The sequence below is a fragment of the Hydrotalea sp. GW822-HT8A01 genome (genome assembly GCF_058798575.1).
On the sequence record NZ_CM179506.1, the window covers coordinates 434,743 to 456,793 of the forward strand.

General features: G+C 36.1%; 25 protein-coding genes. 13 read left to right on the forward strand and 12 right to left on the reverse strand.

Annotated elements, in window-relative coordinates:
• Nucleotides 1–72: 72 nt before the first annotated feature.
• The 5 genes from AC3QLY_RS01860 to AC3QLY_RS01880 all read right to left on the reverse strand — a co-directional run bounded on the left by AC3QLY_RS01860 (nucleotide 73) and on the right by AC3QLY_RS01880 (nucleotide 3,943).
• Nucleotides 73–693, reverse strand: a complete 621-nt coding sequence (locus AC3QLY_RS01860) for a class I SAM-dependent methyltransferase (protein ID WP_074420064.1) — start codon at nucleotides 691–693, stop codon at nucleotides 73–75.
• Nucleotides 694–1,012: 319 nt separating this feature from the next.
• Nucleotides 1,013–1,699, reverse strand: coding sequence for an SDR family NAD(P)-dependent oxidoreductase (locus tag AC3QLY_RS01865; protein ID WP_074420063.1), 687 nt, complete (start codon nucleotides 1,697–1,699; stop codon nucleotides 1,013–1,015).
• A gap of 172 nt (nucleotides 1,700–1,871) precedes the next feature.
• Nucleotides 1,872–2,336 (reverse strand): lipocalin-like domain-containing protein, encoded by a 465-nt coding sequence (locus tag AC3QLY_RS01870; protein ID WP_074420062.1) that lies wholly within the window; start codon nucleotides 2,334–2,336, stop codon nucleotides 1,872–1,874.
• 149 nt (nucleotides 2,337–2,485) lie between these two features.
• Nucleotides 2,486–3,073: a hypothetical protein gene (locus AC3QLY_RS01875; protein WP_074420061.1), complete on the reverse strand. Its 588-nt coding sequence runs from the start codon at nucleotides 3,071–3,073 to the stop codon at nucleotides 2,486–2,488.
• Nucleotides 3,074–3,463: 390 nt separating this feature from the next.
• Nucleotides 3,464–3,943 carry a DUF3644 domain-containing protein gene (locus tag AC3QLY_RS01880; RefSeq protein WP_074420060.1) on the reverse strand — a complete coding sequence of 160 codons (480 nt, stop codon included), beginning with the start codon at nucleotides 3,941–3,943 and terminating at the stop codon, nucleotides 3,464–3,466.
• 818 nt (nucleotides 3,944–4,761) lie between these two features.
• On the opposite strand from AC3QLY_RS01880, the gene AC3QLY_RS01885 reads away from it, so the two are divergent.
• From AC3QLY_RS01885 to AC3QLY_RS01895, 3 genes are all read left to right on the forward strand, one after another.
• Nucleotides 4,762–5,418 (forward strand): DsbA family protein, encoded by a 657-nt coding sequence (locus AC3QLY_RS01885; RefSeq protein WP_074420059.1) that lies wholly within the window; start codon nucleotides 4,762–4,764, stop codon nucleotides 5,416–5,418.
• 139 nt (nucleotides 5,419–5,557) lie between these two features.
• On the forward strand, nucleotides 5,558–7,093 hold the full coding sequence (locus AC3QLY_RS01890) for a S10 family peptidase (RefSeq protein ID WP_074420058.1): 1,536 nt from the start codon (nucleotides 5,558–5,560) through the stop codon (nucleotides 7,091–7,093).
• 115 nt (nucleotides 7,094–7,208) lie between these two features.
• Nucleotides 7,209–7,562 carry a hypothetical protein gene (locus AC3QLY_RS01895; RefSeq protein WP_074420057.1) on the forward strand — a complete coding sequence of 118 codons (354 nt, stop codon included), beginning with the start codon at nucleotides 7,209–7,211 and terminating at the stop codon, nucleotides 7,560–7,562.
• Between the two features lie 10 nt (nucleotides 7,563–7,572).
• Here the strand turns inward: AC3QLY_RS01895 and AC3QLY_RS01900 are convergent, their stop codons facing one another.
• Nucleotides 7,573–8,181 (reverse strand): DNA-3-methyladenine glycosylase family protein, encoded by a 609-nt coding sequence (locus AC3QLY_RS01900; protein ID WP_074420075.1) that lies wholly within the window; start codon nucleotides 8,179–8,181, stop codon nucleotides 7,573–7,575.
• Nucleotides 8,182–8,294: 113 nt separating this feature from the next.
• Here AC3QLY_RS01900 and AC3QLY_RS01905 point away from each other — a divergent pair, with 113 nt between their 5' ends.
• The 4 genes from AC3QLY_RS01905 (at nucleotide 8,295) to AC3QLY_RS01920 (ending at nucleotide 10,924) form a co-directional block, all read left to right on the forward strand.
• Nucleotides 8,295–8,456, forward strand: coding sequence for a hypothetical protein (locus AC3QLY_RS01905; RefSeq protein WP_179853748.1), 162 nt, complete (start codon nucleotides 8,295–8,297; stop codon nucleotides 8,454–8,456).
• Between the two features lie 57 nt (nucleotides 8,457–8,513).
• Nucleotides 8,514–9,716, forward strand: a complete 1,203-nt coding sequence (locus AC3QLY_RS01910; RefSeq protein ID WP_074420055.1) for an MFS transporter — start codon at nucleotides 8,514–8,516, stop codon at nucleotides 9,714–9,716.
• A 360-nt stretch (nucleotides 9,717–10,076) separates the two neighbouring features.
• Nucleotides 10,077–10,478, forward strand: a complete 402-nt coding sequence (locus tag AC3QLY_RS01915) for an OsmC family protein (protein ID WP_074420054.1) — start codon at nucleotides 10,077–10,079, stop codon at nucleotides 10,476–10,478.
• A complete protein-coding gene (locus AC3QLY_RS01920) occupies nucleotides 10,475–10,924 on the forward strand; it encodes a (4Fe-4S)-binding protein (RefSeq protein WP_074420053.1) in 450 nt (149 codons plus the stop codon). Before AC3QLY_RS01915 ends, AC3QLY_RS01920 begins: the two co-directional genes overlap by 4 nt.
• Before the next feature lie 40 nt (nucleotides 10,925–10,964).
• Here AC3QLY_RS01920 and AC3QLY_RS01925 read toward each other — a convergent pair whose 3' ends face one another.
• Entirely contained in the window at nucleotides 10,965–11,555 is a 591-nt protein-coding gene (locus tag AC3QLY_RS01925; RefSeq protein WP_074420052.1) for a hypothetical protein, read from the reverse strand.
• 19 nt (nucleotides 11,556–11,574) lie between these two features.
• Between AC3QLY_RS01925 and AC3QLY_RS01930 the strand changes: the two genes are divergently transcribed.
• Entirely contained in the window at nucleotides 11,575–11,703 is a 129-nt protein-coding gene (locus AC3QLY_RS01930; RefSeq protein WP_262900187.1) for a hypothetical protein, read from the forward strand.
• Nucleotides 11,704–11,821: 118 nt separating this feature from the next.
• Here the strand turns inward: AC3QLY_RS01930 and AC3QLY_RS01935 are convergent, their stop codons facing one another.
• Both AC3QLY_RS01935 and AC3QLY_RS01940 read right to left on the reverse strand, forming a co-directional pair.
• The gene (locus AC3QLY_RS01935; protein WP_218331627.1) at nucleotides 11,822–12,859 is read right to left on the reverse strand and encodes an acetamidase/formamidase family protein; all 1,038 of its coding nucleotides are present in this window, start codon (nucleotides 12,857–12,859) and stop codon (nucleotides 11,822–11,824) included.
• 343 nt (nucleotides 12,860–13,202) lie between these two features.
• Nucleotides 13,203–14,324, reverse strand: a complete 1,122-nt coding sequence (locus AC3QLY_RS01940) for a Gfo/Idh/MocA family protein (RefSeq protein WP_492990423.1) — start codon at nucleotides 14,322–14,324, stop codon at nucleotides 13,203–13,205.
• A gap of 235 nt (nucleotides 14,325–14,559) precedes the next feature.
• On the opposite strand from AC3QLY_RS01940, the gene AC3QLY_RS01945 reads away from it, so the two are divergent.
• Together AC3QLY_RS01945 and AC3QLY_RS01950 are read left to right on the forward strand one after the other, a co-directional pair.
• Nucleotides 14,560–15,090, forward strand: a complete 531-nt coding sequence (locus tag AC3QLY_RS01945; RefSeq protein ID WP_492990425.1) for a DinB family protein — start codon at nucleotides 14,560–14,562, stop codon at nucleotides 15,088–15,090.
• Between the two features lie 457 nt (nucleotides 15,091–15,547).
• Nucleotides 15,548–16,855 (forward strand): sugar porter family MFS transporter, encoded by a 1,308-nt coding sequence (locus tag AC3QLY_RS01950; protein ID WP_074420049.1) that lies wholly within the window; start codon nucleotides 15,548–15,550, stop codon nucleotides 16,853–16,855.
• 21 nt (nucleotides 16,856–16,876) lie between these two features.
• Here the strand turns inward: AC3QLY_RS01950 and AC3QLY_RS01955 are convergent, their stop codons facing one another.
• From AC3QLY_RS01955 to AC3QLY_RS01965, 3 genes are all read right to left on the reverse strand, one after another.
• Entirely contained in the window at nucleotides 16,877–17,836 is a 960-nt protein-coding gene (locus AC3QLY_RS01955; protein WP_074420048.1) for an alpha/beta hydrolase family protein, read from the reverse strand.
• A gap of 77 nt (nucleotides 17,837–17,913) precedes the next feature.
• Nucleotides 17,914–18,660: a BlaB/IND/MUS family subclass B1 metallo-beta-lactamase gene (bla, locus tag AC3QLY_RS01960; RefSeq protein WP_179855954.1), complete on the reverse strand. Its 747-nt coding sequence runs from the start codon at nucleotides 18,658–18,660 to the stop codon at nucleotides 17,914–17,916.
• Between the two features lie 96 nt (nucleotides 18,661–18,756).
• On the reverse strand, nucleotides 18,757–20,070 hold the full coding sequence (locus AC3QLY_RS01965; RefSeq protein ID WP_287101531.1) for a Zn-dependent hydrolase: 1,314 nt from the start codon (nucleotides 20,068–20,070) through the stop codon (nucleotides 18,757–18,759).
• Between the two features lie 573 nt (nucleotides 20,071–20,643).
• Here AC3QLY_RS01965 and AC3QLY_RS01970 point away from each other — a divergent pair.
• The 3 genes from AC3QLY_RS01970 to AC3QLY_RS01980 are packed head-to-tail and all read left to right on the forward strand — an operon-like array spanning nucleotide 20,644 to nucleotide 22,050.
• Entirely contained in the window at nucleotides 20,644–21,075 is a 432-nt protein-coding gene (locus AC3QLY_RS01970) for an OB-fold protein (protein WP_074420595.1), read from the forward strand.
• A gap of 31 nt (nucleotides 21,076–21,106) precedes the next feature.
• The gene (locus AC3QLY_RS01975) at nucleotides 21,107–21,493 is read left to right on the forward strand and encodes a c-type cytochrome (RefSeq protein ID WP_074420594.1); all 387 of its coding nucleotides are present in this window, start codon (nucleotides 21,107–21,109) and stop codon (nucleotides 21,491–21,493) included.
• A gap of 17 nt (nucleotides 21,494–21,510) precedes the next feature.
• Complete coding sequence (locus AC3QLY_RS01980; RefSeq protein ID WP_074420593.1) at nucleotides 21,511–22,050, forward strand: YceI family protein; 540 nt, start codon at nucleotides 21,511–21,513, stop codon at nucleotides 22,048–22,050.
• Nucleotide 22,051: the final 1 nt, after the last annotated feature.

Below are 22,051 nucleotides of genomic sequence, written 5' to 3' on the forward strand. Positions count from 1 at the left end.
ATTACAAATTGGTATTTGAAAACCACTTGTACCTAATGGGAAAGCAAATTGGTTACCTGTTATTTATTTAAACTATTTACTGATATGGCGTTTAAAACTACAAAAAAGAAAATTTTGTTTTGTATGAAAAGGTGTAATATGGTCTTCCGTGATACAACGTATTTTATCAAAGCCATTTTGTAGTTCAGAGGTTAATGCTGCTTCGCTGTATTGTTTAATTTGCAGGCCGCTGCATTTTTCCGGGCCTTTATCTGAGAAAGTACCAATTGTGATATAACCCGTAACGAAATTTCTTGCAATTGACAGGTATTTGGCAACCTGCTCCTTAGTGATTAAAAAATGAAAAGTTGCTCTGTCGTGCCATATATCATAAGTTGTATCGGGCTTAAATTCAGTAATATCGCTCACCACCCATTTAATTTTTTGCGCTTTATCGCCCAACCGTTTCTTTGCTTTTTCGAGTGCCTGCGATGATATATCTAATACTGTAATATTTTCAAAACCCTCTTCCAACAAATAATCTGCCAGTTTACTATCACCACCACCTATATCTATAATTTTTGCAGTTTTTGATAACCCGAATGAATGTATAAAATCCAGCGATGTTTTTGGCGTTGCTTGTGTCCAACTGACTTGATCGGGTTCTTTTGTTTGATATACATTGTCCCAATGCTTTTGAATTGAATTTTCCATCCTGCAAAGTTTTGAATAAAAATAAATGCATTTTGTGACAAAAGTCGCAGATAAGATTTACAAATAAATACCTTCTCATAAATCCGTAATGCAATCTATTGTAGTAACATCATTTAAAGCAATGATGCTGCTGTTAAAGATACCAACAATACAATTCAAATGCAATTTTAAGCCTGCACATCATTAAGAAATTTAAAGATATTCAAGTAGAATTAACAACATCTATTGTAATTTCCCAAAATTTGTTTTGCATGATTATAAAATTTAGCATCTTAGGAATGAATAAATATGCCTGCAGATTTTGATAGCTTTAATACAGTTATATGATAATCACCCGTTCATTTACATTAGCAATGGCTTTATGGGCATCATCATAAATAATATGGGCAATAGTTTCAGGCTTTGTCCATGTAGAAAAATCGGCATCCGGCATATCGGCCCTGTTTTGCGGCGTATCGATAACCGTTGGTACAATTACAGCAACAACTACGTTGGTTCCTTTTGCCTCTGTATTCATAATTTCAGCCAATCGAAAAAGCAACGACTTGGATAAACCATAGGCCGTTACGCCTTTTGCATGGGTAGTATTTAAACCGGCTTTTGAACCTGTTAAAAACATACGTCCCTGTTTTTGTTGCATCATTTGCAAAAAAACCGGCCTTGCTATGTTATAAGCTGTTTCAAAATTCAACTGCATCTGGGCCTGAATGGCTTTTGTATCGGTTACAGCAATATTTCCCATTGCAAAACCGCCGGCAGTTAAAACAGCCACATCAATACTTCCACTACTTTCTGTAATATTTTGCACCATCGCACTACAGGCGGCTTCATTTAATAAATCTAATTCCACTTGTATAAAAGGATTTTGAGGCACTGTATCATTATCATTGCCCTGTTTTTTGTGTACAAAGCCATATACCTGATATTGATTGTCGGCAAATTTTTGTGCCACTGCTTTTCCCAGATTACCCGCTGCGCCGGTTACCAGCACTATTTTTGAAGGCATAACTTTTTTCTCTTCAAATTTAAGGTATAGATGCCACGAATGATTGCATTGCTATGAATATTTTGGTTGTAGCGAAGTTTGATTGCCACGAATACACGAATATATTTCCTTTCAATTCGTGTTCATTTGCGTTATTCGTGGCTAAAAATAAAAATTAGTGGCTGTGCAATGATTATTTTACCCGAACATACTTTTCAATATTAATTCTGTTTACACCAGCATTATCTACCTTCTCTATTCCTTTTTGAATAAGTGTATCCTGGTGCATGGTAACCGTAAAAGTAAAATCATTGCCCTCCCAGTTTCTGTCACTGCAATATTCTAAATGTTCGGTATATACACTATCGTTCAGTGAATACTTTCCTCCGCCGGCAACAAAAACAGCGACTGAGTCTTTTCCTTTGTTCAAATCATGTTGCAAAAAAGCAAAATGGGTATTGTTGATAATTTTAATGAAAGAAATATTTTTGGTATAATCTGTTACTACCGTATCATTTTTCTGAATCACAGTACCGGTAATCAGTTGCCAGGTTCCTGCCATTGCAAGGGGAGTTTTATTTTCTGCGGCCTGGTTCCTATTTCCGCCACAAGACAGGAAAGTTGTTGCAAGTAAAACAGCAGCTAATTTTGTTTTCATGTTTTTATTTTATACAAAGGTTCACGAATTTGCGATGATATTCAATAACATGTTTCCCCTATCTTAAACTTATTCACAATTAAAAATATTGTTTTGAAAATAAAATCTAAGATTGAAAATAAAATAGTGTATCAGAACAACAGTATAATTTATGAATGAGTTGCCAACCAATTGATGAGCTTTGTATAATTTTCTTCAGAATATTCATATCCCCAGTTGTCTTCGTAATTATTTTGTTCAACCCTTTCTTTTAAATCATCAAGAATATTTTTTAATGTTTTCGCAAAAAAAATAGCCGAAACATTTAAGGCAAATAATAATTTTTTTGAAAGATCAGGTGGTTCTTCAAATTCAAATTTTTGGTAGATGGCACTTTCAAAATTATAATGACATAAATCCTCTATCATTTCCTGATTGATATCTTCCCAGATAAGGATTGTAAAGATTCCATTTGAATTAATAATCAGCCATAAAATAATTGAACCTTCCAAATCGTGAATAACAATAGCTTTTTCATTTAAATACCAATTACCTCTTATATGAAATGGTTTATCTGTTAATAAAAGTACAGTAGCATTTAATAAATCATTCAATGGGTCAGTGCTATAGCTTGCTAAATAACTGAATTGCTTTTCAGGGGTTGCAATGGTAATATCCATCCATCCATGTTCTATTGCCCCTACGCGAATGATAAAATTCTCAACAGTTTGGAAAGGCAATTTTTTAAGAATATCCATATACTCACATATTAAACATTATTATATATAACAATATTAAAAAAATATTGAGGATGTATTATTCAACATGTTTGCAAAACTCAAAATGAACCTATACCCTTAAAAATAAGCAAAAATTTTTACAACCATTAATACTGACTATTAGCTTATCATTATTGCGTGCTTATTTATTATACCATTTGCAAAAAAAGCACAGGTAAACCTATGCTTTGAAAGTTCCAAAAATTGTAACGAATATGATAAGTATTGTTCAAGAGAGTTGACTTTTCCAAAAAGTTTTATTAAGTATTTAACGCGTTGTGCCATTAAGCTCTGAAAAACTTACTGAGCATATGTTTCAATAAACTTGGCTCAACAGCCATTAGTTATAAAGAGTTTACTGAAACACCATTAGGCAATGAGTTTCAAACGAAAACAGATTTTAATAGCACAACACGTTAAGTATTTATTAAAGTTTAATATGCAAGCTTGATAACGTCCACTAATAAAATCATCAAGGTTGAGGGTCATATGATGTTCAATTTCATGCCTCAGACCAATCAAAAATTTGAGATTATTTTTTGCATCATTGTCGATTGGGTAAGCTTTGTCATTCAAACATCTTTCCAACTCCCAAAACTTATATGAACCTCGCTTTGTCCTGTCAAATTTTTTACGCTTGTTCTTAACTTCATGATACCTATATTCTATTCGTTTTGAACGATAATAGGAATGAAGCAGGTAAGTCCATGCAATTATCATTAAAACTGTAAAACTCTCTGATTTAAACTTTATAAGTGGATCATTAAATACTTTTACAGCAGCTAAAGCGCTTTCCTTAGCTTTCTCTAAAAGTTCATGTTGAATTGACCAAACTCGTCTTTTCCTCATCTTGGGTTGTGTCAGATTAATGGCAGTTATCTCTCAAATATACAAAACACCTACCAATTATTATATAAAATAATTAAAATGTATTTATCCTGCTCACTCATTCACTCTATTCACTTACCAAAATACAGATTCGCATGTTTACTATTTCACAAACCTGAGTAGCATCAACCCAAACCGCCCCATCCCATTCACCACTATTGGTATATACCCGCCCCCACCCTTTTTCGATACTGCTTCGATACAACAGCGTTACGCAACGCTGTAAACCGGGAGATGGATGGTGATTGGATGAACCATGTCGGGTGTTTTATCTGCGGTTTTTACGGTAACATTTTGCAGAAAATACCGGCAAAAAAATTTGGAAACCACCTCACAAATGTTGTATATTGAAAACACAAAAAATCAATATACTATGGCAACTGTTTCTTCCTTTTATATGGTACGGCCGGCAATTGGTGCGTAGTAAAACTTCAATCAATAAAAAACGCTTTTTTACTGATTCAGCTTTTGCCCACAACGCCAATACAGCAAATGGCTGAAAATGGCTTCAACGATTGCCAGTGCCATATTTGCTGCAACTGTTTTTTCCTGCTACCACAACGGCAATGCCTGCCGCTATTGGCTTAAACCGGATGCACCATTTTAATGCAGTCAATACCAACAAACCGCTGCGCAGCCCGCAAAGCGGGTACATTCCTTTGCGTATTTAAATCAACAGGAAAAGTATTGTGCTATATGCTTTACCATCCATGAGTATTTGTGTAACAATTTCCTGCTAACTTGCAGCAGCAATATTGCCCAATTGTAGCTTATCGCTTATGCAACCTATTCTCATTTATTGTTATGATGCCTATTGCGGCTGGTGCTATGGTTTTAGTCCGGTTTTAAAAAAAATAACCGCTCAGTTTTCTGAATATTTTTCCGTTGAAGTGCTCAGCGGTGGCATGGTATTGCCCGAACAGCCCACCCCCATTGCCGCAACTGCACAATATATTCAACAGGCTTATACTACTGTTGAAAAAACAACGGGTATTCGCTTTGGCGAAGATTATCTCTGGCATATTTTTCATCCGGAGCTGAGCGACTGGTTTTCGCACTCTGAGAAACCGGCCATTGCACTCTGTATTTTTAAAGAATATTTCCCGGATCAACAATTGGCTTTTGCAAGTGATTTGCAATATGCTTTACACTATGAAGGGAGGGATTTAACAGATGATGAAGCATATCGACACCTGCTTCACAAATACCATTTGCCCATTGATATGTTTTACGAAAAATTGCACAGTGAATTATATAAAGAAAAAGCTTATTACGAATTTGCGCTCTGCAAACAATTACAGGTAACGGGATTCCCGGCCGTATTGCTGCAGGCATCGGATTCTAAATTTTATCTGTTGGCAAGAGGTTATACCGATGAAGACTCACTTACCCTGCGCATTAAAAACGTATTAAATGAACTGAATATAGCACAATAACCTGTTTTTGAGCTTGCTACGCTATAGGGAAATGCTTATTTTTATTAACTTAGGCAATATTTGGTATTTGTTAGAAAAGGAAGATTAAAAATGCAATGCCCCCAATACTTGTATTTATGAAACCATCAATCAATTATATATGAAAAAAATGTACCTATTGCATATTGCATTATTTGCACTATTTGTACAACTATTGGGGCAACCAACACCACCCCCGTCTCCCAAGCCATTGAATGATACTACTTCTGCAAAACCGGTAGTAGCCATTACACACCACAGTATTGTAATTGCCGGCAAAACAGTGAATTATACCGCCACAGCCGGTACCCTTATCTTAAACAATGAAAAGGGCGAACCCATTGCCAGCTTTGGGTTTGTGGCCTATACCAAAGATGGCGTGAGTGATTTGAGTAAACGACCGGTTTTGTTTGGCTATAATGGCGGCCCTGGCTCATCTTCTCTTTGGTTGCACATGGGTGCCTTAGGCCCACGCCGTGTTGTTGTTAACGATTTAGCAGCCCCAACGCCACCGCCTTATAAGGTAGAAGACAACCAGAACTCTATTTTAGATGTAACCGATATTGTGATGATTGACCCCATTGGTACGGGCTTTAGCCATGCCATTGGCAAAGCACAAAACAAAGATTTTTGGGGTGTGGATCAAGATCTGCGCTCTATCAGTAATTTCATTAAAGAATACATTACAGAAAACGACCGTTGGAATTCGCCCAAATATTTATTAGGCGAAAGTTATGGTACCATGCGTTCGGCTGGTGTGGTAAATTACCTGCAGGAACGGTTAGGCATTGCCGTTAATGGTGTGATATTGGTATCTTCCGTTTTAGATCTGCGCCAGCTAACTTTTGGTCCGGGCGATGATATTTCTTATGTAATGTATTTACCCACTTATGCAGCCACTGCTTATTTCCATCATAAATTACCCAATCAGCCCGCTAATTTGCCCGCTTTTTTGGAAGAGGTTACCAACTATGCCAAAGGTGCCTATACCACTGTATTGATGCTGGGCGATAAAATAGATGCAGCCACTAAAAATGCCGTGGCTGAAAAATTAGCCGCTTATACCGGGTTGAGTAAGGACTATCTTTTAAAAGCCAACCTGAGGGTAACGGAGCCACAGTTTACACAGGAATTATTGCGTGATCAGCACCTTACGGTGGGCAGGTTAGATAGTCGCTTTACCGGTATTAATCAAAATTTATTAGCCGAAAATGCAAGATTTGACCCACAAAGCACAGCCATTACACCGGCATATACCGCTACTTTTTTAAATTACCTGTACAATGAGCTGAAGGTGAATAAAACCATGTATTACCATATTTCTGCTTATAATGCAGAAGGATTTAAATGGGATTGGCAGCGCAAAGGCGGCCTTTGGGGCGAAGGAGTTTACCCGCCTTCTACCGCACCAGATTTGGCCAATGCCATGAGCAAGAATCCCAATTTGAAAGTTTTGGTATTCAATGGGTATTATGATTTGGCTACGCCTTTTTATGGTACAGAATACACCATGGATCATTTGGGATTAGAACCCGCTATTCAAAAAAATATCAGTATGAAATATTTTGATGCCGGACACATGATGTATGTGCACCCTGCATCATTGGTTACTTTTAAGAAAGATATTGCAGATTTCATTAACAGCACAAATCCATAAACGAATCTGTTATCTGTTTCCAAACCGGTAACCCTGTATTACAGTTTACCGGTTTTTTGTGTACCCACATCAGAAATGCTTTAACTTCAACGTTATTATTGAAAATAAAACAAACATGGCTAAATACTGGTTACCCGAACCCGAAACACACGATTTTCCGGCAGCGATAGACTATCTGGAATTATTATTTCCTTTACCTGAAGCCAAACAATATGCTGCTCAGCTTCAAAAAGCCAAAACCATTCGCAAAAAAGCAAAAGACATTTTGCGAGCCGCACAATTACCATTATTACCTGCCGATAATTTGCACGTGAATGAAAATATCAAAAAAGTAAAAAAGGGAAAAAAACTTTCCCCAATTTTGTTGATACGTGGTGAGCAAAAATTAATCATTGCCGATGGATACCACCGGCTTTGCGCCATTTATTATTTATCGGAAGACTTGGAAATTCCCTGCCGATTGGTATAATGCATGTTTCTCAATTAAAGTGCGGTGGGTTATCCTTCCAATGCCATAAATGTAAGCAGGCATAAGTGCGATAAGGGCGCCATTTTCTGGCAATTTTTTCTAATTTTTCACGCCGTGCTTTTTTGTCCATTGCCGGAAGTTGATAAATGGCTTGCATAGCTTGTTGAATACCCAAATCATCTGCAGAAAATACGTCTTCTCTTCCTAAAGTAAACATGAGTAACATTTCTACTGTCCAACGCCCTACGCCTTTTATTTGGGTAAGATAATCAATCACTTCCCCATCACTCATTTTACTCAATTGTTTTTGCTCCATACCATTTATTAACGCAAATTGGGCTACGTTATGTACATAATTGGCTTTGGCATGCGATAAACCAATGCTTCTTAATTGTTCATAAGGCGTTTGTGCAATATCGGCGGGGGTAGGAATAGATGGATATAATGCCAGAAATCTGCTTTTTATAACAGCCGCCACTTTTACCGACAGTTGCTGGCCAATAATGGCATTACACAATTGCAGATACACCGGCTTACGCGGCTGCAAACAAAAAGGTTCATGATGCCGGATAACGGTAGCCAGTTTCTTGTCTTTTTGTAAATGTGTGATGTACGACATACTTTTATGAATTGAATACAAACAATACCAAGAATGGCAAGTTAATACAATCGTTCCGAAAACAGTACTGCCATTCATCATTGCAAATGACCTATGAAACACAATTTGTATGCATGAAGCATACCTGCATATTTTGCTATCAACAGGCCGATATTGCTGCACAAAATCAGAGAATGGTAAAGAAGGTAACAGGATATTGGTATAGCTGCCACCATAGTATGGCAGGAAACTTAACCAATATCAAAATAAATAATAGCATTCAAAATGCGACATAAAATGTATTAATTTGCTGCAACAATCCTGTAGCTGAACAGGCCAGTCAGCAAACCTTTATGTTAAAAAATATACTTGCTTTTATTAAAACCAAACCAGTACTGGCAGTGGGTTTTTTATTTGCCACCTCCAGTTTAATTTTTGGAATTTGGGTAGCTTCCATTCCCGGCATTAAAGCCCGTATGGGTTTTAGTGATGGCAGCCTCGGGCTTTCTTTGTTGTTATCGCCTTTAGGAGCCATCACCGGCATGCTGATTTCTACCCGTATTTTCAGTAAAATACCAGTGGGCAAGTGGATGGTAGGTGGCTATATTACCATGGCCTGTATTATGATTGCGCAAATTAATTCGGTGAACAGAACCATGTTTTGGATATGCCTGTATTGTTATGGGTTAACCAGTTTTTTAAATGGCGTATCAAGCAATGCCACGGTGAATTTATTAGAGAAAAAATACAACCGCTTATTCATGAGTACCTGTCATGGTATGTATAGTTTAGGCGGGGCGGTAAGCGCCGGTATTGCGGCCTTGCTATTTTTGGTGCATGTACCACCCGGCATTCAAATTGTGCTGGTGGTATTATTCATTGTTACGGTGATTCTTTCCAACAAAGCACAATTGCTCAGCAATACTGATATCATTCATTCCCGTTCAGAAGTAAAATTACCTTCCTTAACCATATTGGGTATTTCATTTATTTGCATGGTGAGTTTTATGGCGGAAGGTTGTGTAGCCGACTGGAGTGCCATTTATTTTAAAGAAGTATTGCATGCACCCAAAGCATTGCTCAGTTTGGGTTATGCCGGTTTTTCGGTTGCCATGACTTTTGGCAGACTAAATGGCGATACATTGATTACCAAATTAGGCAGTAAAAATATGGTTGTATATGGTGCTATGTTGGCAGCAACCGGATTTTTAGTAGTAGTAACCGCTCCGGTAGCTTTAATAGCAATTATAGGTTATGTGATGGTGGGCTTAGGCAGTTGTTGTATTGTGCCTATTTTATTCAGGGCATCGGCCAATATACCCGGCGTAACAACTGTGGAGGGCTTTGCGATGGTAACTACAGGCGGATTGGTAGGATTTTTAACCGGGCCATCGGTAATTGGATTTATATCAGAGAAAGCAGGACTTTCAAAAGGTTTATCTTTATTGATATTAATGTGCAGCTTATCGGCTTATGTAGCCTACCGCAATCCTTTTATACAAAATAAGGAGCCTCTAACGGTAGACCCCTTGCCTTATGATGAGCAATTGTATTAAGCCATATAAAACCTATTTTGATTTTTTGCGAAAACAATTAGCTTGTTTTAAATTCGCCTCCATATTAACGCTTCAACATACCGTTGCCCCTGAGGGGCTTTGTAGGGATAACCTTCTCCAAAAAAAGTTTGTCATCACTCCGGCGGAGTGAAGTATGATGAAAACAATAGCAGAAAAAAAGTACTCTCCTTTTTCTGCTCTGTAACACCCACCTTCAAAAGTCAATCCAGTAAATCAATACTTTCAGCGGAAGGTTTAAAAAAGTGCGAAAAACAGGAAAAGGAACACCCTGTTTTGAATTGATCTGAAGTTAGATTAGTACATTTAAATACCAATTCACATAAATACCAATTCACACCCATGCAAATTACAGCTACCATACATCGGGAAAAATACAGCACTACATTAGAAACGCCATCAGGAATATTTATTGCCGATGAGCATTTGGATGTAGGTGGCACTCAAAAAGGAATGAATCCACATGAGTTACTATTATCCAGTTTGGCAACCTGCACTGCCATTACACTTAGAATGTATGCCGACAGAAAAGAATGGCCGTTAAACTGTATTCGGGTACAAGTGAATATTACAACAGAAGCCGAACCGGAAAAAGGTACGCAAATAGAAAGAACCATTCAATTCACTGGAACTTTAACAAAAGAACAGGAGGAACGCTTGCTGTATATTGCCAATCGTTGTCCTATCCATAAAATTTTATCGGGAAGCACACATATTCATACAACGCTAAACCATACGCTATGAATAAAGGAACAATGACAAAAAAATATACTAATGGTGAAATAACCATTGTCTGGAAGCCGGGCGTATGCATTCATTCAGGCATTTGTGTACGCGGATTACCACTTGTTTTTAATACTGATCTGAAACCATGGATTAATATACAGGCAGCCACTACTGCACAATTAATACAGCAGGTAAACCAATGCCCGTCAGGCGCTTTATCTTATTACAATAATATTGCAGAAGATGAAAGCTCGGTTGAAATAAAAGCTGAAACGAAATTGGAAGCAGTACCTGACGGACCCTTATTGGTGTATGGAAATGTATGGATTACAGATGCCTTTGGCCATGAAACAAGAAAGAATAAAGTAACGGCATTTTGCAGATGCGGTCAATCGGGTAATAAACCCTTTTGCGATGGTTCACATAAAAAAGCCGGATTTAAAGATGGGAAACCTACAGTATGAATACAAATAAACGAACAGAATAACTTTCACCTATCAAACACTAATCAGCCACAACACTTTGAAATAAGGGTGCATGCCTTATTTCAATATTTTTTACGTTATGTAAAACAGCAGCAGGTATACCCCTGGCTACCGGTGCTTTCAATTCGTCTATTTCAATCCCATTTACATCATTACAATACATTACAGGCCTTTCATCATTTTCGATTGTTTCAAATTGTATATCACTCAATGTTAAATCCTGCACATGCCGAACAAACAAGCCGTAAGCCGGCGTTTTTCCGAGCAAAAATGGTTCAGGATAACCTTTGGCTAATTCAGGAAACGAACGCAAACCATCAGCCTTTGTACCACCACCTTGGTATTGTACCGTAATATGCCTCAATTGAATATTTTGAATGGCATAATCCGGCACACCGGTGATTTGTATACCACTTAAAGAATCGGCATTCAGTACACGTATATTACTGATATAAATATTTTTTACGCTCCCCTCTTTAGTCGTTGCTAACGGCCCTCTGTTTCTGCTTCCCAATGTAATATAAATAGGGTAATGCCGAACATTTTCCATTACAATATTATCTACAATAATGTTATTCATTTCTCCGCCATCTACTTCCTCTAAGGCCAAGCCATTGCAACTTTTGAATATGCAATTAGACACCACACAATTTCGAAAACCTCCATTCGACTCTGTTCCAAACTTAATGCGGCCACCTGACCATCCAACTTCCGAAGGAATTCTGGTACCATCTAAAAAATTTGAAGTTGAAAAATAAATAACTTACCGGAACCTCTAATAACAATACCTATATTGAAACTTCAGATAATAATTTAAATACAAGCATGCAGTTATGGTAATTTTATAAAAAGTATCTATCTTATGCAACAAAAGTTTTAATGTGAAACAAAAATGTATTTTGGCAACATCACATGCACCCCAACATTACCATCAACAAGTTCTGTTATAACTACATCAGCAGCCACACTGCATAGCATATAGGCATCTGCCTCTGAAAGTTTTTTTGTTTGCATTAAATAATCAATCATTTGTCGAACTGCAATATGAGTGGCAGCATTTAAATCACGGTCAAAGCCCATTGTAATTATATGTGTGGCAGATTCAGCTCTGGGCCATTGTAGACTTTTGCCCTTGTGCACTATAAAATGCAACTTACCGATGAGAGAAGTTTCAATTGCCGTAATATCTACTTCACCATCACCCTGGGCTGCGTGGCCGTCTCCAATCTCAAATAAAGCGCCTTTAACGAAAACCGGCAAATAAAGTGAAGTGCCCGTTACAAGCTCTTTGTTATCTAAATTTCCGCCGTGGATCCAAGGTGGGGCACTATTCCATCTACCCGCTTTTTTAGGTGGCGCAACACCCATACTACCAAAAAAGGGATGTAATGGAATTTCAATTCCATCGGCAAAATGACCTAACATTTTCTCACGGTCTAAATGAATAATTTTTGTTTTACGGTCAAATATTTCATCCGACAAAAAACCACCTTGCCCTATACCATTGTAGCCATAATCAATGGGCAAATCAATGCTGTCAATATGTACCTCTAATACATCGCCAGGCGCTGCTTCTTCTATAAATACAGGCCCTGTCAATACATGCCCGCCTGGCCCACGATCTTTTACAGCCTGTACAGCAATTAATTGCTTTTCTATTTGATTAGCAGGTACCCCAGCCTTGATAAGATGTTCTGGATTAGATGTTAGTACAGTTCGTACTCTTACATAATCGCCAGAATGGATGTGTAAAACCGGTGGCATTTCAGACCAGTAACTTCCCCATACAACTGTTGAATCGGTAGGGTTCAGTATAAAAGGATTTTTTGCCGTTCCTTTCTGTTGGGCATAAGTAAACACGAATAACATTATAGAAAATAATGATAACACTACTTTAGTTTTTGAAGAAGACATATTAGATAATTAAGTTCATTTCTTTAATAATTACAATCATCTGTAAGTTAACCAATATACATGGTTTCCAAATCAAAAATCTTCTAATTCATTTACTTTAATTATTATTATCGATAACATTATTGATCAGCCAATAAAATAGTGTAAAATGAACTGGTATACTTCAAAAAAAATTTGAAAACCAAGAACCATCATCAGAATAATTTTATACTAATTGTCTTAAACATTTTTGAAACAATTGAAAGGATTTCGAGCACTTTTTTTAATAAAGTTCATCGAGGTATACCTATCATTATCGCACGAAAATGCGTTTGCTGCAATAATTAACTGAATGATGAACGGTTTAATAAAGCACAGTTCGCCCCAATTTAGCAGATTCTCTGGCTTTATCCAGAATTTTAACGACCATCAAATTATTTTCTAAAGAATATAAACCATAAGGCGCAATGGTAATATTTTTTCTAAGTACGGCATATAGATATGCATAGGGGTTAGTAAACACCTGAATATCGTTTGCTGTAATAATTTTTTCTTTTTCCTCCTGTTCATTTTTGCGGAAACGCATTTTTTCAGCATTTACCGAAATGATATACCCCGTATCCCCATATACTTCCATATCTTTTCGACTAAAAGGCCAATTCCAAGAGGCCATAATAATGGCCTGTGTTGTTGGATAATTAATGATGATAGTTGCATCATCATCAACCTTTGGATAAATATCAGGTTTAAATTGACGGGTAACTGCCTGTATGGAAATGGGTTGTGCACCATGCATTATCCGGGTAATCAAGTTTGCACCATAACATCCAAAATCAATAATTGCGCCACCTCCGTTTTCAACAGGGTCGGTTAACCACTTAAAGAATGCTTTCGGCACGCCTATTTCTTTCGGTCCCTGATGCCCGTCATGAAAGACAACTTTCCTGATATGCCCAACATAATTACTGTCCTTCAATAATTCAAATGTTTTTTCAGTGGAAGGATACCAGGATGTTTCATAATTGGTTAAAAGAAGTATGTGAAATTGTTGTGCTAATTTTTGCATTGCAACTGCATCCTTATAATTGGTTGCTAATGGCTTTTCAAGCATTACATGTATCCCCCTGGGAGCACAGGCTTGCACTACTTTTAAATGATCATGGATAGAACCATAAGCCAGAACCGCCTCTGGTTTCAACTTATCAAGAGCTAAACCCAGATGAGTATAAAATAAACTGCTATCTAAATGATACTGTTGAATGGTTTGTTTAATTAATTGCAGATCTGGTTCATAGATACCAATTACATTAACATCTTTCCGGTGTATATTATTTAAAATCCATGCAACATGCCCATGACTGATTCCTGCCACTACTACACGAACAGGCATATTTTTTATATCAATCTTTTTTTGAGCCAAAATATAAGGAATAATGATACATTGAAAACAAAATAAAAAAATCAATTTTTTCACTGGTGCTAACATAATTATTTGGTTTTATAATTTTTTTACTAAATCATATTAAAAAGGATATTATAATAATTAAAAAAATATTACACAAACCATTGAACAAATAAAAATTTTTGCATTTAAAGAGATGCCGTTATTTTATATTTATCCATACCTTTATTCTAATCAATTTCAATTAACCCCTTTCGAAAATATAAATATTTTTACAACCCATATTTAATTTTTAAAAAAATAATAAATATAATAGGCTATGCGAATGTTTACTACACTAATTACCATTATTTTAGTGCCCTTCTTTTGTGAAGCACAAAATAACAATGCGCTTATACAAGCACATATAAACAAATTTATAAATTCCGAGAAATACACACTCGAAGTGGCGTCTGAAATGCCCGATTCTTTGTATAATTTCAGGCCGGTAAGTACCGAAATGTCTTTTAAACAACAACTAATTCATTTGGGTAAAAATATAATTTGGCTTTGCACAAAGTATTTAAATGAACAACCAAATTTACCCTCATTTTCGAACAACCTGGTAGCAGAAGAAATGAATAAAGGCCAGACTATAAACTTCGTAAAAAAAGCCTATGAATATGGTATAACATCATTTAAACATTTGGATACAGCCAGTTTAATGAAAAAATTTGATTGGTCAGGTACCCAATTAAATAAAATCCAATTCCTTAATTTAATAGAAGATCATCAAACACACCACAGAGCCGAATTACTTGTTTATCTTAGGTTAAATAACATTAAACCACCTGAATATATTGGCTGGTAAATGAAATTAAATAACTTAAATTTCTCCACTGATTATAATGAAAAAAATTTCAGAGTCATTAATATGCACCTAATTTTCACATCATTACCTTCTCGCGGTTTTACCGACTAAGTTAACTATAATATTTTCAATTTTACTAAAATATAAATATATATTATTGAAGTAAAAGTATTAAAACGAATGGCTCCTTAAAATATTTTTTTATATAGTTTCACTTCATTACATTCGGTATGTTATAATATTTGTTAAAAGGATTACTTCTTTTAAATTTTATTACATGTTGAACCGATTGATTGCCTTTTATTTATACCCACCAATAGCTTCAACCACTTTAAGCGCTAAACACATTGCTTTTGTACTTTCATTAAAAATATTTATAATTTATATAATATATTTTTTGATGTATAAAAAAATAAATTTCAGTTACACACAATAAATAAATGATTAATAAAATTTTATGAATAAAAAATTAATTTTATGGTCTGTTACCGTTGGTTTAGGCGGCTTATTGTTTGGTATGGATGTAGCCGTTATATCGGGAGCCGAGCAGGCAATTCAACAACTCTGGCAACTTAGCAACTGGATGCATGGAACGGCTATTGCCATGGCATTGTATGGTACCGCATTTGGAGCGGCGCTGGGTAATATTCCTGCTAATAAAATAGGCCGAAAAAAATCTTTGTTTTGGATTGGTATTTTATTTTTAATTACCTCGTTAGGTGCTGCAGTTTCTACTAACGTATATGCGTTTATGCTCTTTCGTTTTATCAGCGGACTTAGTATTGGAGCCTCATCAGTAGTAGCACCGGTTTATATTTCTGAAATAGCACCCGCCAAATATCGGGGACGCATGGTTATTTCTTTTCAGTTGAATGTAGTGGCTGGTATTTTACTAGCCTATTTTTCAAATTATTTACTACAGGGCTTTGATGGAAAAAACGACTGGCGCTGGATGCTGGGTGTAGTTGCCATTCCTTCAGCTGCATTTTCCATACTGATGCTATTTACCCCTGAAACACCCCGTTGGCTGGTATTGTATAAAAAAGATGATGCAGCAGCCAGGAAAGTATTGGCTTTAACAGAAGATACGACCGACCATTTAATTGAACGCATTAAAAATTCAGTAAGTTCTAGTAAAGAAAAACTTTTCCAGAAAAAAAATACACGTTTGTTAATACTCGCTTTTTTGATTGCATTTTTTAACCAGCTCTCGGGCATTAATGCCATTATTTATTTTGCACCCAAAGTATTTGAAATGGCCGGCATTGGCCGCAGCGCCGCTTTATTTTCAACAGTAGGCATTGGTGTGGTGAATTTAATTTTTACCATTATTGGTTGGTCGCTGATTGATAAATTTGGCCGCCGAACGCTTATGTTTATTGGCTCTTTCGGATATATTGTTTCTTTATCATTAATTGCGATTGCTTTCAATAGCGCCAATCACAGCATGATTGTATATTATGTATTTCTATTTATTGCGGCACATGCAGTTGGGCAGGGGGCTGTTATTTGGGTATTTTTATCAGAACTTTTTCCCAATGCCATTCGCGCCAGTGGTACTTCATTTGGCTGTTTAACGCATTGGACATTTGCGGCATTGGTAGCACAAGTATTTCCCTTTTTCGCAGCAACAGTATCGGGCACCCTTATTTTTGGTTTCTTTGCTTTTATGATGGTGTTACAATTGTTGTACGTGTGGAAAATGATGCCCGAAACAAAAGGTGTTGCCTTAGAAAATATGGAAAGCACCATTGTGCTGCATTAAAAACATTGTGCCTTTCATGGCTTAATGCAATCCATCAATAAATGTTACAATGGCTTCAACCAATTGTGCGCTGATGGGTAATTGCGGATTATTATAGGTATCTATATTGGCATTTCTATCACCTGTAACCATTTTAAAAATATGATTCATATGGGGAATCATCACCAATTTTGCTTTCGTACTCGCCTTTGCCAATAATTGTGCATCTGCTTCACTCACCTGAATATCATTCATGCCCTGAATAATACATACAGGCAAATTGCTTAGCTGTTGTATAACAGTGGTAGGATTATACCGAAACCAGGATATTAAATAAGGCTGAATAGAAGGCCTAAACAGGTTATACAATAAGGGGTTAACGTATTGTAAGGTTTTACCCATTTCTAATGTATCAATATCAGCATATATCCAATTACGTATTACTTCCGGCTGTTTAGCCAACTGTTCTTTCAATAATGTACCGGCAGATTTACCTGCACCGGCTATCGACACAAATGCATCAGCGCTATGTTTTGAGGCTAACATACCAATTAAAGAACCTTCGCTATGCCCAATAACAATGATTGAATTAAATCTTTTATCCCTGTGCAATAATTGCAACCAGGCAATGGCATCTTGTACATAATCAGTAAACCGAATGTCAGACTCACTTTTTAATGCGGCTGCACTGGCACCAATACCGCGTTTATCGAACCGCACAGAGGCAATGCCATGTGTAGCCAAACTATCAGCCAGCATTTTTAAACTCTGGTTTTGCATGGAAGGATTATTGCCATTACGATCGGTAGGGCCCGAACCGGCAATAATGAGTGCCACGGGCATGGGGGCAGTACTTTCAGGCAGCGATAAGGTTCCTTCAATAGTACCGGCAGGAGTATGCAATGCAATTGGTAATTCATGAAATACAGAATGCACCTGTGCTTGTAAGGCAACAACAAAATGCAGGCAGGTATATAAAAGCAATACTAATTGTTTAAGCATGGCGTGTCTTTAAACCTTGAAATTAAGCAGTACCTTTTGATAAAGGGGAAAATACTGCCCTGTTTATCAGATAAAGGTTATTGATTTTTTTTCAGATAATCATCTACCAATTTTGCTGTATGCGCCAAATTATTAACTCCATATCCATCTAAATGTCCAGGTATAACATAAGCCGCCTGCGCAAATTTCTGAATGGTTTGTTGAATTGCCACACGCCAGGCAGGTACATTGGCATCTGACAGATTACCTATATCATTTGTTTCCTTACTCTTTATGAAACATCCACCATATAATATTTTATCGTTGGGAAACCAAACCACAATATTATCACTACTATGCCCTTCGCCCGGATAAAATGTTTGGAACTGAACATTCCCAACACTAAAAACAGTATCTTTTGTAAAAACATATTGGGCTATCCCTTCATTTTTTTCCCTGCATAAATTTTGCGTTGCTGTTGAACTGTATGTGGCAATTCCCTTTGTTGCATAATAAGGTAAACCAGCGGTACGATCGCTGTGAAAATGGGTGGCAATGCAGAGCACTACATTTTGATGGTGGCGGGCTTGAATACTATCTAACAAAGGTTGAAACTGCGTAGTATCCCACGGCGTATCCAACAATACTACTCCGTTATTGGTTACTACATACATACCATTGGAAGGATATGGCATACCATTTATGTTACCATAAGTAGTAAAAATATAAAAATTACCATTCAAATGCTTTATTAAAAGTAAGTGATGGGTCGATTGGGCATAATTTGGCTCCCATGCAAAACATACCAATAATGTTATTAAACTATACTTCCATATTGAATTCATTCGAAGCAGTGATAACTTAGTAGAAATATTTGTGAGCATCTTCAAGATTTAAGCACAAATAATAAATGTAATTTTAGCATAAAGTATATTTACTTTCTATTGTCGGTCTAATTGTAATATGCTTTGTAATAGTACATTGGCTCCTTTATAAATTGCTTCAGGTGTGGAATATTCTTTGGGTGAATGGCTAATACCTCCCACACTTGGGATAAAAATCATTCCGGCTGGTGCCAATAATGCCATTTCCTGTGCATCGTGCCCGGCTCCACTGGGCATAACTTTATAAGAATATCCTAATTGTGTAGTGGAAGTTTTAATGATATCTTGAATTTTACGGTTCATCAAAGCCGGTTTAGATGACATGTGTAGGTTTTTAAAACTAATAGTAGTAGCCGTTTGGGTTGCAATACTATCTGCGCGAAGTTCAATTGCTTTAAACATATTCCAAATTTTTTTTTCATCAAGGTCTCGTAATTCAAGGCTAAATACAACTTTACCGGGAATTACATTTGTGGCACCAGGTTCCACAGCTATTTTGCCTACATTGCACACTTGTCTACCTGGTATGCCTTTCACGATATCATTGATAGACACAATTAACTTTGCTGCTGCCAGTAAAGCATCCTGTCGGTGTAGCATTGGTGTAGTACCTGCATGGTTAGCAAATCCGTTGATAGTTACTTCCCATTCTTCAATACCTACAATTCCCTCTACTATACCAATGTCCTTTTTTTCATTTTCCAGAAAAGCTCCTTGCTCAATGTGCAGCTCCAAATAAGCTGCAAAACTCCCTTTAGGCTTTATTGCATCTGCAAGCTTGTCTGGATTACCTCCAACAGCACGAATACCTTCAGCAATGGTTAATCCACTGGAACTTATTTCATGTAGTGCTGATTTGTTGAGATTACCTGCTATAGCATGACTGCCTACTACCCCTCCTTCCTCATCCGTAAAATCAATTACCTGCAAGGGGTGTCGGGTAACAACATGATGTTCCTGCAATACCTGCATCACTTCAATGGCACTAATTACACCTACTGCTCCATCGTAATTACCACCTAGTGGTACCATATCGGTATGAGAACCCATGACGATGGGCAATAATGACATATCTTGTCCAGCTCTGCTGCCAATAATATTACCAGCAGCATCAATATGCACATCCAAACCGTTTTTTTTCATCAGTTTGCTTATATAAGCCCGTCCTTCTATATCGCCTTTACTGAAAGCTACACGGTTACCTCTACCCAGACTATCTTTACCATATTGTGCCAGTTCACAAATGTATTGTTTTATACTTTCCTGATTTGTCCTTAACACAGTTCTATTAACAGTCTGTTGACCAAAAATATATATACTAAACAGCATAGCTGTCATGGAAAATAATGACCGGCGCTCCATTTGTTTCATTGTTCAATGGGTAATTAATATTAGGAACTCATATTTACCTAATTATAAATTTACTCTTTTTAGCAAGAAATTGGGAAAATAATTTCATTTACTGAACAATTTATTGCGCGTTGCAACATTTTAATATCCCCCTGATAATTTTATTAATAAATTAATGACAACAGCAATTTAATACTGTAAAATTGTTTTGCTTACAATTATAATAAAAGCGGATTTAAAGCTTACTTACTATTCAAAAAACACTTTTGATTACAAAAATGAAATTTTTGTAGTTTTTTCCCATTTTACCCGCTAATCAGAGAGCTTTTTTAAAAACTGGATGCAAAGCTTTTCAAAACAGTAATAGACCATATGATATTCCAAAAACGTTTATTTTTTAAATGAGCTAAACAACCTTTTTCTAAAATATTACGTATGTAATATTATAATTAACCCCCTGCGATAACAATAACGCAGTTTAAATTATTGAAAAAAATAAAAAACAGGCATAAATAAAGAAGAAAGACGATAATTTTTTTTCAAAATAAACCATGAAATATTTTGCTCTCGTCTAACCAATAAAATTAAATTATAATGAGAATAAGCATAAATAAACATAAACATGTATACATTCTCATCATTGTTATCATTTTATGTTCTTTAATATATGCCTGGTATTTATACAATAAACCACACCAGGGTGTAGAAAAAAGCAAACCTGTAATAACTACTTCAGCAGTTAACTTTTATCATCTATATTCTGAAAATGAAGGTGAAGGTGATAAAAAATTTTCAGGAAAAGTAATTGAACTGAGTGGTATAGTAGACGATGTTGAGCTAAGCGATAGTTCTTTTAGTGTGCATCTTGCTGCCGGAAATACATTAAGTGGTATTAATTGCAGTATGTATTTCCCGAAAAAAAAACAAATAGAGCCTCCTAAAATTGGATCAGTGATACTTATCAAAGGAAGATGTGCAGGCTATTTAATGGATGTAAATTTAGTTGATTGTATTATAGAAAAATAAGAGCAAAAAATGTATTCTAAAACATAACAAAATGAAAAATAAAATAATATTTTTTTTAGCCCTTCTGCTATCATCTCTTTTATTCTTTGAAAGTTGTACCAAACAAAGTGAAGACCAGCTTTTATCTCCCTCAACACTTTCCTGCGATACCATCAATGTGCAATATAGCACTACTATTGTTGCCATACTTAATGCCAACTGTTATCGTTGCCATGGAGCAGTAACAAATGGGGGCAGTGGTGGCATTATTCTTGAAGGCTATTTTAATTTAAAAAAATGGGCTGATAATGGTTATTTGGTTGGGAACATAACACATGCACCCGGATATGTGCCGATGCCTTACGATGGAGGCAAATTATCTGACTGCGATATTAACAAAATAAAAGCATGGATAAATCAGGGTACAAAAAATAATTAATTTTTAAAAATGGTGATATGAAAAAAATATTATTATGGGTCTGTTTAAACCTGTTTTTTTTCTTAGGATATAGCCAGATATATCTTACTAGAACAGGATTTATTGGTTTTTATTCCAAAACACCGTTTGAAGATATAAGAGCTGAAAATAATCAGGTATATGCCGCCATTGATACACATAATAAAGACATTGCATTTGTTTTATTGATGAAAAGCTTTCTATTCACAAAAGAATTGATGCAGGAACACTTCAACGAAAATTATGCGGAAACAGATAAATTTCCTAAAGCCAATTTTATTGGTAAATTCTCTGGTACGGTTGATGTTTCAAAGGAAGGGGTTTATCCAATTAATGTAAATGGTAATCTAACTATTCATGGAATAACCCACAATATACAAACACCCGCAACCCTACAGGTTAAAGCGGGTAAACTTTTGGGACATGCACAATTTTATATAAAACCTGAAGATTATGGTATCAGTATTCCTTCGATTGTACGCAATAAAATTGAAGAAAAAATGAATGTAATAGTAGATATTACCTGTACAACAAAATAAA

What these genes read in the sequence shown, in the direction of transcription:
- AC3QLY_RS01860 (WP_074420064.1), bottom strand. Translation starts at nt 693, where the DNA reads ATGGAAAATTCAATTCAAAAGCATTGGGACAATGTATATCAAACAAAA.
- AC3QLY_RS01865 (WP_074420063.1), bottom strand. Translation starts at nt 1,699, where the DNA reads ATGCCTTCAAAAATAGTGCTGGTAACCGGCGCAGCGGGTAATCTGGGA.
- AC3QLY_RS01870 (WP_074420062.1), bottom strand. Translation starts at nt 2,336, where the DNA reads ATGAAAACAAAATTAGCTGCTGTTTTACTTGCAACAACTTTCCTGTCT.
- AC3QLY_RS01875 (WP_074420061.1), bottom strand. Translation starts at nt 3,073, where the DNA reads ATGGATATTCTTAAAAAATTGCCTTTCCAAACTGTTGAGAATTTTATC.
- AC3QLY_RS01880 (WP_074420060.1), bottom strand. Translation starts at nt 3,943, where the DNA reads ATGAGGAAAAGACGAGTTTGGTCAATTCAACATGAACTTTTAGAGAAA.
- AC3QLY_RS01885 (WP_074420059.1), top strand. Translation starts at nt 4,762, where the DNA reads ATGCAACCTATTCTCATTTATTGTTATGATGCCTATTGCGGCTGGTGC.
- AC3QLY_RS01890 (WP_074420058.1), top strand. Translation starts at nt 5,558, where the DNA reads ATGAAAAAAATGTACCTATTGCATATTGCATTATTTGCACTATTTGTA.
- AC3QLY_RS01895 (WP_074420057.1), top strand. Translation starts at nt 7,209, where the DNA reads ATGGCTAAATACTGGTTACCCGAACCCGAAACACACGATTTTCCGGCA.
- AC3QLY_RS01900 (WP_074420075.1), bottom strand. Translation starts at nt 8,181, where the DNA reads ATGTCGTACATCACACATTTACAAAAAGACAAGAAACTGGCTACCGTT.
- AC3QLY_RS01905 (WP_179853748.1), top strand. Translation starts at nt 8,295, where the DNA reads ATGAAGCATACCTGCATATTTTGCTATCAACAGGCCGATATTGCTGCA.
- AC3QLY_RS01910 (WP_074420055.1), top strand. Translation starts at nt 8,514, where the DNA reads ATGTTAAAAAATATACTTGCTTTTATTAAAACCAAACCAGTACTGGCA.
- AC3QLY_RS01915 (WP_074420054.1), top strand. Translation starts at nt 10,077, where the DNA reads ATGCAAATTACAGCTACCATACATCGGGAAAAATACAGCACTACATTA.
- AC3QLY_RS01920 (WP_074420053.1), top strand. Translation starts at nt 10,475, where the DNA reads ATGAATAAAGGAACAATGACAAAAAAATATACTAATGGTGAAATAACC.
- AC3QLY_RS01930 (WP_262900187.1), top strand. Translation starts at nt 11,575, where the DNA reads ATGCAATTAGACACCACACAATTTCGAAAACCTCCATTCGACTCTGTT.
- AC3QLY_RS01935 (WP_218331627.1), bottom strand. Translation starts at nt 12,859, where the DNA reads ATGTCTTCTTCAAAAACTAAAGTAGTGTTATCATTATTTTCTATAATG.
- AC3QLY_RS01940 (WP_492990423.1), bottom strand. Translation starts at nt 14,324, where the DNA reads ATGTTAGCACCAGTGAAAAAATTGATTTTTTTATTTTGTTTTCAATGT.
- AC3QLY_RS01945 (WP_492990425.1), top strand. Translation starts at nt 14,560, where the DNA reads ATGCGAATGTTTACTACACTAATTACCATTATTTTAGTGCCCTTCTTT.
- AC3QLY_RS01950 (WP_074420049.1), top strand. Translation starts at nt 15,548, where the DNA reads ATGAATAAAAAATTAATTTTATGGTCTGTTACCGTTGGTTTAGGCGGC.
- AC3QLY_RS01955 (WP_074420048.1), bottom strand. Translation starts at nt 17,836, where the DNA reads ATGCTTAAACAATTAGTATTGCTTTTATATACCTGCCTGCATTTTGTT.
- bla (WP_179855954.1), bottom strand. Translation starts at nt 18,660, where the DNA reads ATGAATTCAATATGGAAGTATAGTTTAATAACATTATTGGTATGTTTT.
- AC3QLY_RS01965 (WP_287101531.1), bottom strand. Translation starts at nt 20,070, where the DNA reads ATGAAACAAATGGAGCGCCGGTCATTATTTTCCATGACAGCTATGCTG.
- AC3QLY_RS01970 (WP_074420595.1), top strand. Translation starts at nt 20,644, where the DNA reads ATGAGAATAAGCATAAATAAACATAAACATGTATACATTCTCATCATT.
- AC3QLY_RS01975 (WP_074420594.1), top strand. Translation starts at nt 21,107, where the DNA reads ATGAAAAATAAAATAATATTTTTTTTAGCCCTTCTGCTATCATCTCTT.
- AC3QLY_RS01980 (WP_074420593.1), top strand. Translation starts at nt 21,511, where the DNA reads ATGAAAAAAATATTATTATGGGTCTGTTTAAACCTGTTTTTTTTCTTA.